This is a genomic window from Corynebacterium sp. HMSC08D02 (genome assembly GCF_001807505.1).
In the GTDB taxonomy this organism is placed as follows: Bacteria; Actinomycetota; Actinomycetes; order Mycobacteriales; family Mycobacteriaceae; genus Corynebacterium; species Corynebacterium pseudogenitalium.
Map to the genome: position 1 here is coordinate 1 of NZ_KV789252.1, position 17204 is coordinate 17204.

Annotated in this window: 16 protein-coding genes and 1 riboswitch; of the genes, 10 read left to right on the forward strand and 6 right to left on the reverse strand. The window is 58.3% G+C overall.

Features of this window, described 5'->3' with window-relative positions; genetic code table 11:
- The coding region (locus HMPREF3170_RS06915; RefSeq protein ID WP_305764005.1) for a biotin/lipoyl-containing protein at positions 1 to 335 on the reverse strand (335 nt) is incomplete at its 3' end.
- Positions 336 to 491: 156 nt separating this feature from the next.
- On the opposite strand from HMPREF3170_RS06915, the gene HMPREF3170_RS06920 reads away from it, so the two are divergent.
- Complete coding sequence (locus tag HMPREF3170_RS06920; RefSeq protein ID WP_070478965.1) at positions 492 to 887, forward strand: oxidoreductase; 396 nt, start codon at positions 492 to 494, stop codon at positions 885 to 887.
- A gap of 9 nt (positions 888 to 896) precedes the next feature.
- Here HMPREF3170_RS06920 and HMPREF3170_RS06925 read toward each other — a convergent pair whose 3' ends face one another.
- Complete coding sequence (locus tag HMPREF3170_RS06925; protein ID WP_070478754.1) at positions 897 to 2387, reverse strand: leucyl aminopeptidase; 1491 nt, start codon at positions 2385 to 2387, stop codon at positions 897 to 899.
- Between the two features lie 147 nt (positions 2388 to 2534).
- Here HMPREF3170_RS06925 and HMPREF3170_RS06930 point away from each other — a divergent pair, with 147 nt between their 5' ends.
- Positions 2535 to 3650, forward strand: a complete 1116-nt coding sequence (locus tag HMPREF3170_RS06930) for a branched-chain amino acid aminotransferase (protein ID WP_070362184.1) — start codon at positions 2535 to 2537, stop codon at positions 3648 to 3650.
- 7 nt (positions 3651 to 3657) lie between these two features.
- Here the strand turns inward: HMPREF3170_RS06930 and HMPREF3170_RS06935 are convergent, their stop codons facing one another.
- Together HMPREF3170_RS06935 and HMPREF3170_RS06940 are read right to left on the reverse strand one after the other, a co-directional pair.
- Complete coding sequence (locus tag HMPREF3170_RS06935) at positions 3658 to 4656, reverse strand: nicotinate-nucleotide--dimethylbenzimidazole phosphoribosyltransferase (RefSeq protein WP_070478756.1); 999 nt, start codon at positions 4654 to 4656, stop codon at positions 3658 to 3660.
- A gap of 18 nt (positions 4657 to 4674) precedes the next feature.
- Positions 4675 to 5382, reverse strand: a complete 708-nt coding sequence (locus tag HMPREF3170_RS06940; RefSeq protein WP_070362186.1) for a DUF3043 domain-containing protein — start codon at positions 5380 to 5382, stop codon at positions 4675 to 4677.
- Between the two features lie 150 nt (positions 5383 to 5532).
- Here HMPREF3170_RS06940 and HMPREF3170_RS06945 point away from each other — a divergent pair, with 150 nt between their 5' ends.
- Positions 5533 to 5877, forward strand: coding sequence for a HesB/IscA family protein (locus HMPREF3170_RS06945; RefSeq protein WP_070362187.1), 345 nt, complete (start codon positions 5533 to 5535; stop codon positions 5875 to 5877).
- A 76-nt stretch (positions 5878 to 5953) separates the two neighbouring features.
- Here the strand turns inward: HMPREF3170_RS06945 and HMPREF3170_RS06950 are convergent, their stop codons facing one another.
- Positions 5954 to 6946, reverse strand: a complete 993-nt coding sequence (locus HMPREF3170_RS06950; RefSeq protein ID WP_070478758.1) for a S41 family peptidase — start codon at positions 6944 to 6946, stop codon at positions 5954 to 5956.
- A gap of 13 nt (positions 6947 to 6959) precedes the next feature.
- Positions 6960 to 8882 carry an asparagine synthase (glutamine-hydrolyzing) gene (asnB, locus tag HMPREF3170_RS06955; RefSeq protein ID WP_070478760.1) on the reverse strand — a complete coding sequence of 641 codons (1923 nt, stop codon included), beginning with the start codon at positions 8880 to 8882 and terminating at the stop codon, positions 6960 to 6962.
- Positions 8883 to 9318: 436 nt separating this feature from the next.
- Here asnB and HMPREF3170_RS06960 point away from each other — a divergent pair, with 436 nt between their 5' ends.
- The 7 genes from HMPREF3170_RS06960 (at position 9319) to HMPREF3170_RS06990 (ending at position 17168) form a co-directional block, all read left to right on the forward strand.
- On the forward strand, positions 9319 to 10413 hold the full coding sequence (locus tag HMPREF3170_RS06960; RefSeq protein WP_070362189.1) for an aa3-type cytochrome oxidase subunit II: 1095 nt from the start codon (positions 9319 to 9321) through the stop codon (positions 10411 to 10413).
- Positions 10414 to 10430: 17 nt separating this feature from the next.
- Positions 10431 to 10862 carry an aa3-type cytochrome oxidase subunit IV gene (locus HMPREF3170_RS06965; protein ID WP_070362190.1) on the forward strand — a complete coding sequence of 144 codons (432 nt, stop codon included), beginning with the start codon at positions 10431 to 10433 and terminating at the stop codon, positions 10860 to 10862.
- A 455-nt stretch (positions 10863 to 11317) separates the two neighbouring features.
- Complete coding sequence (locus tag HMPREF3170_RS06970; RefSeq protein WP_176754846.1) at positions 11318 to 11938, forward strand: aa3-type cytochrome oxidase subunit III; 621 nt, start codon at positions 11318 to 11320, stop codon at positions 11936 to 11938.
- 80 nt (positions 11939 to 12018) lie between these two features.
- Positions 12019 to 12867: a cytochrome bc1 complex diheme cytochrome c subunit gene (locus HMPREF3170_RS06975; protein ID WP_070362191.1), complete on the forward strand. Its 849-nt coding sequence runs from the start codon at positions 12019 to 12021 to the stop codon at positions 12865 to 12867.
- Complete coding sequence (locus HMPREF3170_RS06980) at positions 12864 to 14084, forward strand: cytochrome bc1 complex Rieske iron-sulfur subunit (protein ID WP_070362192.1); 1221 nt, start codon at positions 12864 to 12866, stop codon at positions 14082 to 14084. The genes HMPREF3170_RS06975 and HMPREF3170_RS06980 overlap by 4 nt, the downstream gene beginning before the upstream one ends.
- On the forward strand, positions 14084 to 15703 hold the full coding sequence (locus HMPREF3170_RS06985) for a cytochrome bc1 complex cytochrome b subunit (protein ID WP_070478762.1): 1620 nt from the start codon (positions 14084 to 14086) through the stop codon (positions 15701 to 15703). Before HMPREF3170_RS06980 ends, HMPREF3170_RS06985 begins: the two co-directional genes overlap by 1 nt.
- Positions 15704 to 16238: 535 nt before the next feature.
- A riboswitch (cyclic di-AMP (ydaO/yuaA leader) is annotated at positions 16239 to 16410 on the forward strand.
- Between the two features lie 14 nt (positions 16411 to 16424).
- Positions 16425 to 17168, forward strand: coding sequence for a C40 family peptidase (locus tag HMPREF3170_RS06990; RefSeq protein ID WP_070362194.1), 744 nt, complete (start codon positions 16425 to 16427; stop codon positions 17166 to 17168).
- Positions 17169 to 17204: the final 36 nt, after the last annotated feature.

The following is a 17204-nucleotide window of genomic DNA, read 5'->3' on the forward strand; positions in this document are numbered from 1 at the left end:
GAAGGCTTGTCAGCCTTCTCTTCCTCCGGAGCTTTCTTTGGCTCCTCTTCTTCCTGAGGCTCCTCGTCCTTTGCCGAGTCCGATGCCGGAGCTTCGCCTTCTTCGCCGATAATCACAATCACGTCACCGACATCAACGGTGTCGTCTTCCTCGGCCTTAATCTCGAGGATTACACCGGCGACAGGGGAAGGAATCTCCGTGTCGACCTTATCGGTGGAAACCTCCAGCAATGGTTCGTCGACCTCTACCTTGTCGCCGACTTCCTTCAGCCAGGTGGTGATAGTGCCTTCCGTGACGGATTCGCCCAGCTCAGGCATCTCGACAGAGTGCGCCATAATTTAGTCTCCTCGCAGATACATTTTCGTAGAAGCTATACAGGTCAATAGCGTACCTGTCACCGAAGACTTTCGTGCCTTTCGGGGGCAACTAATTTGTTGAAGGCCACCAAACGCAGAATTGGGGCGTCGAGAAATATCCGTATGATGAGAGAAGTGTTTAACCTGTTCGGCAAGCGGAAGAAGCAGACCACCTTCAAACCCCCACGCGCACCCGGCGAAACCATCCGGCCGGAAGACGCTGCCTACCTCCAGGAATGGGTTGCGAAGCGTGCCTTCGTTGAGGGGTTTGTTGAGCCGGAAACGATGGTCAACGAGATGTCCGTCGTGCTTGTCGATGAAGAGGGCAACTACACCCGCCGACGCATCGGAGGTCCCAAAGGTATCGACGCCGTCGCTACGCTGCTGAATATATCTCTTTATGACGTCGAAGAGACCGGATACCCGGACCGGATGCGTCGCAAGATGGAGCAAGAACGCATCCTGCGAAAGCGAGCGGAACAGAAAGAACGCCGCGCCAAGTTTGAGCGCGGCGAACATCCCTTTTCCTAAATCCGGCGACTAGTTGGCTTCAGCGATGCTGCGAAGCGTTGCAACGATCGTGCGCAACGGGGCGCCCGTCGCACGCTTCGGCGTGTAGCCGCGTGGCGAGCCACCGTTCCACGCCGGGCCGGCGACGTCGATGTGCACCCACTCGGTGTCCTCGCCGACGAAGCGGGACAGGTACAGGCCAGCGAACAGCATGCCGCCGGTACGGGCATTGTGGACGTTGCGGATATCGGCGACGGGGGACTTCAGCTCTTCTTCCTGTTCCTCCAGCAGCGGCATCGCCCAGGCCTGCTCGCCAACCTCGCGGCCCAGCGCAGCGACGCGGTCGCGGAACTCATCAGAGCCCATGACGCCGGCAGTGCGGTTGCCGAGGGCGACAAGCTGAGCGCCGGTCAGCGTGGACGTCTCAATCATGAAGTCAGGGTTATCTTCAGCCGCGCGTGCCATCGCGTCTGCCAGCACGAGGCGGCCTTCAGCATCGGTGTTGAGTACCTCGCTGGTGATGCCGCCGTAGTGGCGAATCACGTCGCCCGGGCGGGTAGCGGTACCGGACGGCATGTTCTCCGCGAGTGGCAGCCAGGCGTCGACCGCAACATCCAGGTTGAGGCGGGCAGCTGCAACAATTGCGCCGAACTGAGCAGCAGAGCCGCCCATGTCGGAAATCATGTCCTCCATCTTCGCACCCGGCTTGAGGGAGATGCCGCCGGTATCGAAGGTGATGCCCTTGCCAACCAACGCGACAGAGGACTTCGACGCGGAAGGCGTCCACTTCAGGTGCACCAGGCGCGGCGCGCGGGCGGAGCCTTTGCCGACCGCGAGGATGCCGCCGAAGCCCTGCTCCTCAAGCTGCTTCTCGTCGAACACCTCGACCTCGAGTCCAACCTGCGTGCCGACGTTCTCGATGAGCTCCGCGTACACGGCAGGGTAGAGGTGGTTCGACGGCGTGTTCACAAGATCGCGCGCCAGCATGACCGACTCGGCGAGAATCACTGCCTGGTCGAATGCTTCCTTTTCGTCGTCCTTGCCTACAACGGTGACGTCGGTAAGTCCGTGCTCGCCGTCGCAGCCGCACTGGCACGGGGCCTTGAAGCCTTTGTACTTGTACGCGCCGAGCAGCAGGCCCTCCACGACGGGGGCGACGCCGAATTCAGTCGAGATCACCGCAGACTCCGTGCCATACAGTGTGCGAGCCAGGGAACCGACAGCGCGACGGACAGTCTCGTCATCAATCTCATCGGCGTTGCCCAGGCCAAAGGCGATGACCAACTTCCCATCAACGACCACGCGGGTGATCTCGCCGGCGGTGCCCTTCGCGCCGACTGTCTCCAGCGCCTCGAGTGCACCCTTCGGTGCCAGTGAGGTCACTGGGACTTCAACCTTCGAGTCATCCGAGGTCACGGGTAGCAAGAGGGCAGCGGTGTCGCTCGGAGCGGACGTCGAAAAGTTGAGGGAGACGGAGTCGCCCCGGACCGGGAGCAGCGATTCAGGAACCGAAAAAGTCATGAGTACATGCGCCTTTCTTAAGATTATTGAACATCGCCAAGGGTACCTGGAATAAGGGACGCGTGGCGCGGGGCAAGCTATTTGTGCGTGGAAGAAAATATGGAATTCCGGTTCCAAAGAGTGGAATCGGGGAGTAGGGTGGTCTGCATGACTCAAGGCACACCATTTGAAATTATCCCGAATCCGAACAAGGCAACTGACGAAGAGCGCAATGCAGTGCTCGCAAACCCAGCCTTCGGGCAAGAGTTTACTGACCACATGGTCTCCATCGACTGGGACGAGGCCAACGGCTGGCATAACGCGCAGGTCCGCCCGTACGGGCCGATCTCGCTGGACCCGGCGACCAACGTCTTCCACTACGGGCAGGCGATCTTCGAAGGCCTGAAGGCATACCGTCACCACGACGGCTCGATCACGACGTTCCGCCCCGAGCAGAATGCGACGCGTTTTGCCCATTCCGCGCATCGCCTGGCAATGCCTGAGTTGCCGGAGGATCTGTTCATCGAGTCGCTGCAGCAGCTGGTGACGATTGATAAGGACTGGGTCCCCGAAGCCGGTGGGGAAGCGGCGCTGTACCTGCGTCCATTTATGATTGGCACCGAGAAGACGCTCGGGGTGAAGCCCTCGAGCACCTACACCTATTACCTCATTGCATCCCCAGCTGGCGCCTACTTCTCCGGCGGCGTCAAGCCCGTCAGCGTGTGGATCTCCGAGGAATACGTCCGCGCGGCGCCCGGCGGCACCGGTGACGCCAAGTTCGCTGGTAACTACGCGGGTTCCCTGCTCGCGCAGGCCGAGGCAGAAGAAAAGGGCTGCGACCAGGTTGTCTGGCTCGACGCCATTGAGCGCAAGTACATCGAAGAGATGGGCGGCATGAACCTCATGTTCGTCGAGGGCAGCGGGAAGGACGCGAAGTTGATCACCCCAGCACTGTCCGGTTCCCTCCTGGCGGGCATCACCCGCAAATCCCTGCTGCAGGTTGCGGAAGACCTCGGCTACAGCACCGAGGAGCGCAAGATCACGGTGGAGCAGTGGCACAAGGGCGCTGAAAACGGCACCATCAGTGAGACGCTTGCATGCGGTACCGCAGCGGTGATCACTCCGGTCGGGCGTGTGCTGAGCCGCCACGGTGAGTTCACCGTAAACAACAATGAGGCCGGCACCATCACTATGCAGCTGCGCGAGCGCCTGCGCGGTATCCAGGACGGCTCGGTCGAAGACGTCCACGGCTGGAACCACACGCTCGTCCCAGCCGAGAACTAGAGGGATCTCAGGCCGGGGCGCCCTCTGGGGCCTCCGGCCCGAGCACTGTAGTAACGAGCTCAGAAGCCAGGTTGATTTGCGGCAGCGCTGCGAGCGCGCCCACTCCCTGGTTGAGCGACAAGTCCAGTGCCAGCACCGGAATGATATCGAGGGCCTGGAGCGCCAGCATCTGGGCGGGTTCCGGACTGAGCTGGCCCGCCATGATCCACTGCTTCGTGCCGGGTGCGAGGCGCTCGGCGGCGTAGGCGGCGACGGTGGCGTAGAGGCCGTCGAAAAGTACGGGGGTTCGACGAACCGCGGCCTGCGCGAACATACCGACAAGGAACGCGAAATCTGGCCCCGAAAGCTCGGCAAGGACGCGGGGGACGTCGTCACTAAAGGTGCGCACCCGGAACATGGCGTCCCGAATTGCCGCAACTTTCACTTTCCAGACGTTGTCGTCGATGCCCGAGCCGCGCCCGATGACCTTGACCGGCTCGGTGCGCGACAGCGCGCCATAGACGGCGGCGGCGACCGTCGAATTGCCGACGCCAATGTCTCCAGGAATGAACAGGTCAACTCCACTGTCTACGCCCTGGTCAACGACGCGAGCACCGTGCGCGACTGCCTGCTCGAACGCCTCGGGCGTCATGGCGGCTTGCCGGTCTATCGCGCCTGTCGGCAGCGTTAAGTAGTCATTAATCTGAATAATCGACGCGCCCGCGGCTTCCGCTGCAACACGAGCGACACCGCCACCTGCCGCAATCTGCTTTACGGCGGTCCAGGCGGCGTCGTGTGGTTGCGCGGAAATACCGCGTGCTGCGACACCGTGATTACCGGCGACAAGCACGCACTGCGGCTGACGGAACGCAACCGGGCGCGTACGGTTTTGCACCGAGGCAGTCCACTCCGCAATCGTTCCCACGCGACCGAGACCGCGCCCCTCCGGGCTGCGCAGTAGTTCGCGGGCAAGCTCGTGGCGCAGGGTTTCGCTTGGATGCTCAATCGGGTCGAATGCAACAGCCATGAAACGTCCTTTACCCAGTTAGTTCACGGTCTCGCCGATGCGCACCTGTGGCTTCGGCGAGCGCCACTTCCGCGGCTGCGACGCGCGAGAGAACGCGTACATACCAAGGCCGAAGCCGGTATCAGCCGTACCAGGGAACTTCGCGCGCACAGCGTTGTTCGCACGCTTGCCGATCAGGAATGCCTCACCAAGAATCAGCACGATAAACACCATCGGCAAAATAGCGATGGCGCCGGCGATCTCCGGGTACCAGGAGCCGATGAAGAGAATGAGGAACAGCAGGATCGCCAGCGGCATCGCGTAGTTGTTCATGAAGCGGCGCGAATCTACCCAGTCGCGGACGAAGCGGCGGGTTTCGCCACGGTCGCGGTCCATGAGGTAGCGCTCGTCGCCAGCGTCCATCTTGGCTTGGACCTCGCGATTGTGCTTCTTCGCCTCTTCGCGCTGCTGCTTCTTGTATGCCTTCCACTCCTCCTTCGACATCGACTTCTTCAGCTCTTTATTCTTCTGGTACTGCTGAGCGGGAGTCGTCGCGTTGGGGTCGCGGACCACGCCGCGCTTAATCTCCTGATCAAGGCGCTTCGGCGTCGGCCGACCCTTCGGAGGGGTGTAGCCCTTCGGGTACTTCTTCGCGGGTTCCGCGTCGGTTTCGGGAGTCTCCGCTCGATTCGCTGCGGCAGCAGCGGCGGCTGGAGCCTCATCAGATTTCTGCCAAGGAAGTTTCACGCTATACAGGCTACAAGGCCGTCCCCGAAAGTGGGGAATAAGCGCCCGCTCCCATACGCTGTAGACGATGACGGTGTGATGCGAGTACGCTAGTGCCACACTCCGAAGCACGCATCTTGCGTGAAGATATTCGCTAAGCAAGGAGAAAGAATGACTGCACCTACCTCTGCCACGGGCGTGACCCTTACTGAAGCAGCGGCTGCAAAGGCGAAGGCTCTGCTCGACCAGGAAGGCCGCGACGACCTTTCGCTTCGCATTGCTGTTCAGCCAGGTGGCTGCGCTGGCCTGCGCTACCAGCTGTACTTTGACGACCGCGAGCTCGACGGCGACAAGGCTGACGTTGTCGGGGGTGTGCGCCTCGTCGTGGACAAGATGAGCGTGCCGTACCTCACCGGTGCAACGATCGATTTCGCTGACACCATCGAGCAGCAGGGCTTCACCATCGACAACCCGAACGCTGGCTCGGCCTGCGCGTGCGGCGATAGCTTCAACTAAGCAGTAGCTTTTCGACGCCAACACCCCGCGACCCCTCTTTATTGAGGGTGAACGCGGGGTGTTTTGTCTGCGTGGACTATTTGCAACCGTGCTCGGTCGCAAGCCATTGCATCGCTTGCTCGAACGGCACATCGGTTTCGACGTCGGGCTGCACCGGATCTTCGGCGAACTCCTCGCCAGTGCGTGCCTTGTCCTTCGCGATAGTCAGCATTAGCAGGCTGCCGTCCGGGAAGTCGTACACCATATTGGCCGAGGCGTAGCCTGCGGTAGGGGAGCCGAAACTTTGTGAGCGCTCAAGTCCCCGGAACGACAGCATCGTGGCCTCGCCCGACGAAGCAGTGTCGCCATCGACTAAGACCGCCACCGGCGCATCCCACTTCCCGCCAGAAGTCGTGATCGGGGTGCCGCCGCCGGTCACCGAGTTCCCCTCAACCGTGACCTGCGTGGTGTTCGTCCGCGATACGAACTCGAGTGCCGTGCCGTCCGGCAACAGTGAGGAGAGGCCTGCGACCATTGGGCCCATGTCGCCACCGTCGTTGCCACGCAGGTCAACGACCGCCCCGCATGCCCCGGTATCACGTGCGGAAGCCAGGCCAGTCGCGAGCGTGTCTGCGTAGCCCTGCACATCATCGTGCCGATCGACGCCAGGCACGGTTGCCACCGCAACGCGGCCCTCGACGCTGACTGCGGCTTCCGACTTCTCTTCCATAGTCCAGCCGAGGTTAGGGTTACCAGGTTCAATCAGACGGGAGTGCTTCCCGCCAGCAGCTTTGACTGCGTCCTCGAGGGCGGGGTAAACGTCGTGAAGTGTATCAGCCTGCTTTGCGGCCTCCTTTGCGCGGGCCTTCGCCTCCTCGAACTCTGTTGAGTCGGCGTAGATGCCCTGCTCGGCGAGCGCGAGCACCGTCGCGCTATACCGCTTCGGCGTCTGTGTCCCCGCGAAACGAGCGGTGCCCGTCAGCATCGCGGTGAGCGTCGGACCGTAGACGAACGCCACGGCGCCAACTGCAAGCAGTAACGCGCTGAGCATCGCAACGATGGTGGTCAGTACTCGTTTCTTGGTCCACATGAGCAGGTCCTCCTTAAAGCTGAACCGGGTATTCCTTGTGCTCGATGCCCGGATCAATGCGATGCTCGACAAAAATGCCGTGCCAGATCATAAACGCGAGCACCGTCCAAAGGCGACGCGAATGATCGGAAACACCGTCACGGTGCTCCTTGAGCATCTCCAGCACCTGGTCCTTGGCGAAGATATGGTCGGTCTGCGAATCGCGGATAGTGTCCTGCGCCCAACCAAAGAGCTCATCGCCGGCCAGCCAGTGGCGCATCGGAACAGGGAATCCCAGCTTCTTGCGGTGGAGAACATGCGGCGGAACGATCTGCTCCATCGCCTTACGCAACGCGTACTTGGTGGTGCCGTGCGCGATCTTCTGGTCGTACGGAATCGCCTGTGCGACCTCAAAGACCTCCTTATCCAGGAACGGCACGCGCAGCTCCAGCGAGTTCGCCATGTTCATCTTGTCCGCCTTGACCAAGATATCGCCGCGCATCCAGGTAAACAGGTCCAAGTTTTGCATCCGGGCAACTGGATCCATCTCTGTCGATGTGGCGTAAATCGGCGCGGTGACCTCGCGGTGGTCCCACTCGCGCTTCGCCCATGGCAGCACACGCTGTAGTTGCTCGAAGTTAAAGGAACGAGCGTTACCGTAGTAACGGTCCTCCATTGGGGTCGTACCGCGTTCGAGTAAGCTCTTGCCCTTCATGCCTTCCGGCAGCACACGGCTTAGCCTGTTCAGTCCCCGCAGAAGAGGCGTCGGCAACTTCTCGAACGGCGCGAGCGACAGCGGTTCCTTATAGATGGTGTACCCGCCAAACAGCTCGTCGGCACCCTCACCCGAGAGCACCACCTTGACGTGCTTGCGGGCCTCCTGTGCGACGAAGAACAGCGGGACAAGCGAAGGGTCCGCGACCGGATCATCGAGGTACCACATGATCTTCGGCACCGCGTCCGCGTACTCTTCAGGCGAGACAATCTTCACGATGTGCTCAACGCCGATCGCTTCAGCGGACTCCGCAGCCACGTCTACCTCGGAGTAGCCCTCGCGCTCGAAGCCGGTGGTAAACGTCAGCAAGTTCGGATTGTGCCTCTTCGCCAGGGCCGCAATCGCTGTCGAATCAATGCCGCCCGAGAGGAAAGAACCGACGGTGACGTCCGCACGCATATGCTTCTCGACGGAGTCTTCGAGCGCCTGAGCGATCCTGTCGTAAAGCTTCTGTTCTTGACCTTGTGGGACTTGCTGGGGCTTGAAGTGTGGTTTGAAGTAGCGCTCCGATGTGACTTCACCGCCAGGCGTCAGTGACACCGTGCAGCCAGACTCCACGCGTCGAATGCTCTCGTGCAACGTTTCTGGTTCGGGAACATACTGCAGGTCAACGTAGTGCTCGATAGCTCGCCGATCTAGGTCGAGACCAATCTCCAGCTCTGGAGCCATTTCTAGGATGGACTTCTTCTCGGAGGCGAACACGGTACCGACCGGGGTAGTGGCGTAAAACAAGGGCTTAATGCCGAATTGATCACGTGCCGCGAACATACGCTGTGTCTCGGTATCCCAAATGACAAACGCGAACATGCCACGCAGATGTTCGACAACCTTCTCTCCCCAGTGGTGGAAGCCAACAACGATTGGCTCGCCGTCCCCCGAGGTATTGAAATCGTAGCCTGCCTCCTGCAGTTCCTCGCGAAGCTCGATGTAGTTATAAATCTCGCCGTTGAACGTCAGCGCGTAGCGCTCCGGATTCTCCTTCGGGCCCCAGCGTAGGGGTTGGTGAGAATGCTCGAGATCGATAATGGCAAGGCGGTTGAAACCAAAAACGGCGTGGTCGTCGTTCCAGGTGCCGGCGGCATCAGGGCCACGGTGATACATGCAGGGCAACGCGCGTTCCGCGGCTTCCACGAAGCTTGCAGCATTGCTGTTTGTGGTGAGTAGAGCCAACAGGCCACACATAGACTTGAAAACCTCTCCTATATATAAGGTGTACGCAGCCGTGCGGAGTGCTGGGCCACGAAGCATTTCTTCCAATCAACAATAGGGTTTTCTGTAGGAGATGCGCGAACCAACGAAACCAGCGCCAAAATGCGGAAATTCTTCATCCTTTATTCGGTCCCCAAAAGGGGGCCAACTTATGGTTGAGCAATTTGAGTGAAAAATAAAGCTCTTACCAGGACGTTTGTACCGTTTTATGCAAAACCCGTTGAGTGCACGGCTTTTGCATACACGGTAAAAGATGTCAGCTGACCGCGAATGCTTACCTCGACTCAAAATCAAAAGAATTCAGAGGCGATGCGCCTTATCCACTATTCTGACGGAGTAACAATGCTTGGGCGCACCTGTTTGTGCGTCCTGCCGTAAACAGCGAGTGTGGACAGGAAGGCAGACACACGTGGAAAAGGTAAAGGACCGCAACTTCGCGAAGAAAATCGCAGTTGCCGGATCGCTCCTGCTGGGCGGTCTCGCGCTGACGGGCTGTGAGGTTGCACCGCCAGAGGCGCTCTCGAAGGTGCTGGATATGGGTTGGCCAGATCCTGTTACCCCTGAGGGTGAGCAGATGTACAACTTCTGGGTATGGACCTGGGTTGCAGCATGGATTATCGGCATCATCATGTGGGGCTTGTTCCTCACCGCGATTTTCAAGTGGAACGCGAAGAGCCAGGAGAAGCGCGGCAAGTCTGAGTTCCCGAAGCAGCTCCAGTACAACGTGCCGCTGGAACTTGTACTGACGATCATTCCGATCGTCATTGTTATGGTGCTCTTCTTCTTCACCGTCCAGGCGCAGACGAAGACTACAGCCCTCGGCAAGGACCCGAAGGTGACGGTTGACGTAACCGCATACCAGTGGAACTGGAAGTTTGGCTACGCAAACGTTGACGGTGAGTTCACCTCGAACGGTCAGGCATATGACGGTGTTGACACCGAGCGTCAGGCCAAGGCCGAGGCAACGAAGTACGACGACGAAAACATTAAGAACCCGAACCCGATCCACGGCACTTCTACCGGTGACCTCTCGTACCTCAATTTCAATGAGATTGAGACTCTCGGAACCACCGAAGAGGTTCCGGTGCTCGTCCTGCCAACCGATCGTGCGATTGAGTTCCGTCTCGCATCCGGTGACGTGAACCACGCATTCTGGGTTCCTGAATTCCTCTTCAAGCGTGATACCTACGCTCACCCAGAGGTGAACCAGCAGCAGCGTGCATTCCAGATTGAGAAGATCGATAAGACTGGCGCATTCGTTGGTCGCTGTGCCGAAATGTGCGGTACTTACCACTCGATGATGAACTTCGAGGTTCGTGCCGTGACCCCAGAAAAGTTTGCTCAGTACATTCAGTTCCGTATTGACAACCCTGAGGCGCCAAACTCCGATGCGCTCGCATCCATCGGCGAAGCGCCGTACGCCACCTCCACACGTCCGTTCGTGTCTGACCGCCACGGCACCCGCGACGGCAACAACACCAACGACCCTAACGCGACGGTATAGAAAGAGAAGGCAGAGAAATGGCAACTGGTTCAAAAGTTTTCTACGCAATCGGTACCTTCCTGGCGCTGATGGCAGTCTTCTACATGATCAGCACAGCGTGGATTGGTGAAGATGCTTACCTCTACGGGCTCGAATGGGTCGGTGGCGTTGGCTTGGTTCTCGCTACTGCGCTCTGCTTCATGCTCGCCGTCTACCTCGACATCACCGAGCGTCGCATGGACGTTGTTCCGGAAGACTGGGAAGAGGCAGAGGTTGAAGATGGCGCAGGCGTGCTCGGCTTCTTCTCGCCAAGCTCCATCTGGCCGTTCGCAATGTCTGGTGCGGTTATGTTCCTCGGACTCGGAATTGCATTCTGGCAGCTGTGGCTCGTCGTGTTTGGCGCAGTATTCCTCGTGTGGACCACTACGCAGCTGAATCTGCAGTACGGTATCCCGCGCGAGAAGCACTAAAGATTCGCTGACCTCCCCGCCTTCGGGAGGTGTCGGCGAAAACTGATCCCCTTCAGCTAAGGCTGAAGGGGATTTTTGCTTGCTATTTTCATCCTTTCGGTTGAACTCATTCGTAACACTTGGGGGTCATACGAAAGTAGGTCTGCAGGCGGAAACGGCAGCGGTGGAATGTGAGTCCCATCACTATTGGGAACTTTTGAAACACCGCAAAGAATCGATGAAAAAGAATCCTGGATTGCCTAAAAATCAGCCGAAAGTGAGCTGAATGAAGTCGAGAAAGTTGTGACCTGCATTGATGTAGTCGGATGAGTGGCTAGAAAAGTTCCCGGTATTGCAGAAAGTTATTTCCTTCGAGCGCTATTAGGCCAGAAAAGGCAGGTTAGCGCGAAATCTGCCGAAAAGTTTGTGGGTGAAAGGAGATGACTTTGACCCGAAAACAGGGGATAATCACATGCGTGACGACCGCAATTTCTAACCAAGGTATGGCGACACCGCAGAATCGTGTCCCGGCGCTGAACCGACCAAACATGGTCAGCGTTGGCACGATCGCGTTCCTCGCCCAAGAGTTGATGTTCTTTGCCGGTTTGTTCGCGATGTATTTCACCTCGCGTGCAAACGGTATGACCGCAGGCGACTGGGATAACCAGACGGCACACCTGAACGTGATGTTCGGCTTGATCATCACGATCGTGCTCGTGTCTTCTTCCGTGACTTCTCAGTTCGGCGTATTTGCAGCAGAAAGGGGTGACGTTTTTGGGCTCCGCAAATGGTTCACGGTAACTATCGCGCTTGGCGTTGTCTTCCTCGGACTCGTGGCTTTCGAGTGGGGAGAAATGATCATGCACGGCGTGACCATTCAGGCGAGTGTCTTCGGGTCAGTGTTCTTCATCATCACTGGCTTCCACATGGCGCACGTGACCGCCGGCATCATTGCCTTCGTGGTTGTGCTGCTCCGCGTATCTAAGTCGAAGTTCACTCCGGCACAAGCTACTGCAGCAATGGTGACCTCTTACTACTGGCACTTTGTTGACGTAATTTGGGTCGGCGTCTTCATTACTCTGTATATCGTTCAATAGGTATCTGATACGTAGAGTCGCCGTCGAAATGACGGAAGGCCATTTATCTGTATTAGACACTGACGCTCAAAGGGAACAAGATGGAAAAATCACCTAAGAAAAAGCGCAGTCGGCGCAAGGCGCAGCGCACCTTTGCTGGTGCAGCAGCCTTGACGCTCGGCCTCACGGGTGCGGGTTTCCTCGCATCGGCGCTTGCCCCGAACGCGCAGGTCGCTACTGCGCAAAAAGATGACCAGGCAATGATTCAAGAAGGCAAGGACATTTACGACGTCGCTTGCATCACTTGCCATGGCGCAAACCTCCAGGGTGTTGAAGGCCGCGGCCCGTCCCTGATCGGCACCGGCGAAGGTGCTGTGTACTTCCAGGTCAACTCCGGACGTATGCCGATGATGTCGAATGACGCTCAGGCTGAACGCAAGCGTCCTCGTTACACCGAGTCTCAAGCACTGGCACTGGCTGCCTATGTTGCTGCCAACGGTGGGGGACCGGAGCTGGTGTACAACCCAGACGGATCACTCGCGAAGGAAGAGCTTCGCGGTAAGAACTACGATGGCCAGATTCAGGCTGGCGACGTCGCACGTGGCGGCGAGCTCTTCCGCTTGAACTGCGCGTCTTGCCACAACTTCACCGGCCGCGGTGGCGCACTGTCTTCTGGTAAGTATGCGCCGGAGTTGGACCCAGCGAATGAGCAGGAGATCTACCAGGCGATGCTGACTGGCCCGCAGAACATGCCAAAGTTCTCGGACCGCCAGCTCAGCGCCGACGAGAAGCGCGACATCATTGCGTTTATTAAGTCCTCGAAGGAAACCCCAAGCCCTGGCGGTTACGCCCTTGGTGGCCTTGGCCCAGTTTCTGAAGGTATGGCTATGTGGATGATCGGCGTAACGCTCGTTGCTGCCGCAGCTATCTGGATTGGATCGCGCTCATGAGTGAAGTAAACAAGAACTACACATCCCAAGATTTGGACCGCATGAATAATGCGGAGCTCGCTGCTCTGGGCACGGAACTCGACGACGTCACCGTTGCGTACCGCAAGGAGCGGTTCCCAGTTGATGGCGACCCACGCGAGAAGTCTTCCGAACTCGGAATCAACATTTGGTTGATTATTTCGGTGCTCTGCGGAATCGCGTTCCTCGGTGTCTACCTCTTCTGGCCATGGGAGCCACGCTTCCACGGCGATGAAGGACTTTGGGTTTACACGCTTTACACGCCACTGCTCGGCCTTACTTCTGGTGTCGGTTTTGCCGCCCTGGGTATCGCGATTGTCCAGTACGTGAAGAAGTTCATCCCTGAGGAGATCTCCGTACAGCGTCGTCACGACGGCCGTTCTTCCGAATTGGACCGTCGCACGACGACCGCTCTGCTGAATGATGCCTGGGAGACTTCCACCCTTGGTCGTCGTAAGGCAATGAAGGGTCTGCTTGGCACCGCTGGTGTTCTCGCCGGCCTCATGGTCGTTGCACCCCTCGGTGGCATGATCAAAAACCCGTGGAAGAAGCGCCACGACCTTAACTACTTAGGTGATGGCACGCTTTGGACACACGGGTGGACCATGCAGGAGAAGGGCGTCAAGGTTTACCTCGGTCGCGACACTGGCGCGATCGCCGAGCTGCACGAAGGCGTAGCTGGCTCGCACTACTCCACGGCAGGTGTTTCCCGCCTGGTGCGTATGCGTCCAGAAGACCTCGCTGCTGCTTCTATGGAGACGGTATTCCCGCTCTACCCGGAGGATGTCAACGATGGTGACATTTACGACCCAGAGCGCGACGTATACGAACACCACATGCACTCGCTGCATGGCCCTCGTAACGCAGTTATGCTGATCCGCCTTCGCTCTGAGGACGCACGCCGCGTCGTTGAGCGTGAAGGTCAGGAAGATTTCCACTACGGGGATTACTACGCATACTCCAAGATTTGTACGCACATTGGTTGCCCGACCTCGCTTTACGAAGCGCAGACGAACCGCATCCTTTGTCCGTGCCACCAGTCGCAGTTCGACGCACTGCAGTACGGCAAACCGATCTTCGGACCGGCTGCCCGTGCTCTGCCTCAGCTTCCTGTGACTGTTGACGAAGACGGTTACCTCATCGCCAACGGAAACTTCATCGAGCCCGTCGGCCCGGCATTCTGGGAGCGTAAATCCTAATGAGTACTAAACTTGCACAAGCCGCGGACAACGTTGATTCGCGGTACACGGTAGCCGGTTTCCTCCGGCCACAGTTGAATAAGGTCTTCCCGAGCCACTGGTCTTTCATGCTCGGTGAGATGGCGCTGTACAGCTTCATTATCTTGCTGCTGACAGGTATTTACCTCGCGCTGTTCTTTGACCCTTCCATTACGAAGGTGATCTACGACGGCGGGTACCTACCGCTCAACGGCGTGGAAATGTCACGCGCGTACGCCACGGCTCTGAATATTTCATTCGAGGTCCGCGGTGGCCTGTTCGTTCGTCAGATGCACCACTGGGCTGCGCTGATGTTCATGATGGCGATGTTCGCCCACATGATGCGTATCTTCTTCACCGGTGCGTTCCGCCGCCCACGTGAGGCTAACTGGGTCATCGGCGTTACCCTGATTCTCATCGGCATGGCCGAAGGCTTCATGGGTTACTCCCTGCCAGACGACCTGCTCTCTGGTGTTGGCCTCCGTATTATGTCTGCCATTATTGTTGGTATCCCGATCATCGGTACCTGGATGCACTGGGCAATCTTCGGCGGCGACTTCCCGTCTGACCTGATGCTGGACCGCTTCTACATCCTGCACGTTCTGATCCTCCCGGGCGTGATCCTGGCTCTGATCGCAGCGCACCTGCTGCTCGTCTGGTTCCAGAAGCATACCCAGTTCCCAGGCCCCGGCCGTACGGAGAACAACGTTGTTGGCATCCGCATTATGCCGGTCTTCGCAGTCAAGGCGATCGGCTTCATGATGGTTGTCTTCGGTGTCCTCGCTGCTATGGCTGGTCTGACCACCATCAACGGCATTTGGAACATCGGCCCATACAACCCGTCGCAGGTCTCCGCCGGTTCGCAGCCTGACGTTTACATGCTGTGGACTGACGGCGCAGCTCGTGTCATGCCAGCGTGGGAGCTCTACCTCGGCCCATACACCATTCCGGGTGCCTTCTGGGTTGCCCTCATGTGTGGCGTCATGGTCGTCCTGCTGATCAGCTACCCGTTCATCGAAGCGAAGGTGACCGGTGACACGGCGCACCACAACCTGCTGCAGCGCCCACGTGACGTTCCAGTGCGTACCGGCCTCGGTGTGATGGCACTCGTGTTCTTCCTGTTGCTGACCGTTTCCGGTGGCAACGACCACGTTGCTCACTTCTTCCAGATCTCGCTGAATGCGATGACCTGGTTCGGTCGCATCGGTCTCATTGTCTTGCCGCCGTTCGCATACTGGCTGACCTACCGTATTTGTGTTGGTTTGCAGCGTTCCGACCGTGAGGTTCTGGAGCACGGTATCGAAACGGGCATCATCAAGAAGCTGCCTAACGGTGCGTTTGTGGAGATCCACCAGCCGCTTGGCCCAGTCGACGAGCATGGACACCCAGTGCCACTCGATTACGCTGGTGCTCCGGTTCCGAAGCGACTCAACCAGCTCGGCTTCGCTGACTCCGAGACCATCGGTAAATTCAAGCCTGCTGAGCTTGGCGTTTCCGAGCGCGTCCGGGACGCGCAGCGCGAGAACCACCATGAGGAGATCGAGACGTTGCGCAAGCTCGAGGAAACCAAACACCTCGATGACCGCAATGCTTCTGAATAGGCTCTAACACACTAGCGGTCGCTCAAGGCGCCCTGGTTGGTTGTACGAGAGTACAGCTGGCCAGGGCGTTTTTGTATGTCTGGTCAGTTCACTTTTGGAACTCAGCACCTTTATCTCGCCCGTGCTATGACACGAGCCCACTTCTGACTTCGTTCTGTTACGGCACTTGGTATAAATGCGGAGCAATGGCTCACCGCTTCACGTCTGAAGGCGGAGGAATTTGAAGCCATTTCGAAGCGTTATGGAAGCGTTACACAATATTAGTGAGTAATGTCACATAAGAGTGATTTAGTGCATTTTTACCAAATCGGCACTCTGTGTACAGGTGAGGAAGGTTCGCAAAAGCGCAGGTAGCAGGTCGTTCGTCAGGTTCGGTACATTGTGGCGCTCTGCTTGTAGTTCTCAGGAAAATTCGCGCGGAATGAGGGGAGGGAAAAATAACGGAACGATAACGGCGGTGTCGTTGGACAAAGATGTTTCCGTTTCGTAACCTAATCGAGACATTGCAGCAACAGCCGTTGAAAGCAAACAGTAAGTACATATAGCGCCTAATTCCCTGAGCCTTAGTGGCTTCGGGAAGCCGGGGACCCAAGCAGGATTTTCTCTCTGGGGTGAATGCGAACGAGAGCGGAGTTTTCCGTGGAAGTCGTAAGGCTGGTTCTCTAGCCCAACCCGTCAGCTAACTCGGTCGGCAAAAGAGAAGATATGGAGTTTTACAATTATGGCTAAGCACCGTCGTCAGGCACACAGCACTGCACGTAACGTCGCGGTAGTGACCGCAGCAGCTGCAGGTGCCTCGCTGCTCTCGCCAATCTCTGCAGAGGCGGCTGAGGTTCGCGTCCCGAACTCGCCGGTAGCTGTTCAGGTTCCAGGTATTGAGAACGTGCCGGGCATCGCTGCGATTCCTGGCATCGAGGCTTGGATCCCATCCCTGGCAGGTCAGAAGTCCAATGCTGATGTCCCTACGGCAATTGCACAGGTTCGTGCGGTTCCTGGCGTTAACAACGTACCTTCGTTTGGTGCATGGCTGGCAAACGTCGAGGCTCAGTTCAAGGCGCCAGTCGCGAAGGCATACTCCGCAAACGTTGCTGCGCCGGCAGTTGCTCCAGCGCCGCAGGTCTCCGCAGGTCAGCGCCTGGTCGATATTGCACGTACAAAGATTGGTGCTGCATACGTATACGGCGCTGCAGGCCCGAACGTGTTCGACTGCTCCGGTTTCACCTCCTGGGTATATGCGCAGGCTGGTAAGTCCATCCCTCGTACCTCGCAGGCGCAGGCGGCTGCGGGTACTCCGGTTCCGCTTGATCAGCTTCAGCCTGGTGACATCGTGGCTTACTACGGTGGCGCTTCCCACGTTGGTATCTACACCGGCAACGGCACTATCATTGATGCACTGAACACCAACGCTCCGGTCGCTGAGCGTCCGCTGCACATGATGCCAGTGCACTCCGCTGTGCGCTTCTAAGCACGGTATTTATCGGCCGATCCAAACGATTGTGGT

What these genes read in the sequence shown, in the direction of transcription:
- HMPREF3170_RS06925 (WP_070478754.1), bottom strand. Translation starts at nt 2,387, where the DNA reads ATGACTTTTTCGGTTCCTGAATCGCTGCTCCCGGTCCGGGGCGACTCC.
- HMPREF3170_RS06930 (WP_070362184.1), top strand. Translation starts at nt 2,535, where the DNA reads ATGACTCAAGGCACACCATTTGAAATTATCCCGAATCCGAACAAGGCA.
- HMPREF3170_RS06935 (WP_070478756.1), bottom strand. Translation starts at nt 4,656, where the DNA reads ATGGCTGTTGCATTCGACCCGATTGAGCATCCAAGCGAAACCCTGCGC.
- HMPREF3170_RS06945 (WP_070362187.1), top strand. Translation starts at nt 5,533, where the DNA reads ATGACTGCACCTACCTCTGCCACGGGCGTGACCCTTACTGAAGCAGCG.
- HMPREF3170_RS06950 (WP_070478758.1), bottom strand. Translation starts at nt 6,946, where the DNA reads ATGTGGACCAAGAAACGAGTACTGACCACCATCGTTGCGATGCTCAGC.
- asnB (WP_070478760.1), bottom strand. Translation starts at nt 8,882, where the DNA reads ATGTGTGGCCTGTTGGCTCTACTCACCACAAACAGCAATGCTGCAAGC.
- HMPREF3170_RS06965 (WP_070362190.1), top strand. Translation starts at nt 10,431, where the DNA reads ATGGCAACTGGTTCAAAAGTTTTCTACGCAATCGGTACCTTCCTGGCG.
- HMPREF3170_RS06975 (WP_070362191.1), top strand. Translation starts at nt 12,019, where the DNA reads ATGGAAAAATCACCTAAGAAAAAGCGCAGTCGGCGCAAGGCGCAGCGC.
- HMPREF3170_RS06980 (WP_070362192.1), top strand. Translation starts at nt 12,864, where the DNA reads ATGAGTGAAGTAAACAAGAACTACACATCCCAAGATTTGGACCGCATG.
- HMPREF3170_RS06985 (WP_070478762.1), top strand. Translation starts at nt 14,084, where the DNA reads ATGAGTACTAAACTTGCACAAGCCGCGGACAACGTTGATTCGCGGTAC.
- HMPREF3170_RS06990 (WP_070362194.1), top strand. Translation starts at nt 16,425, where the DNA reads ATGGCTAAGCACCGTCGTCAGGCACACAGCACTGCACGTAACGTCGCG.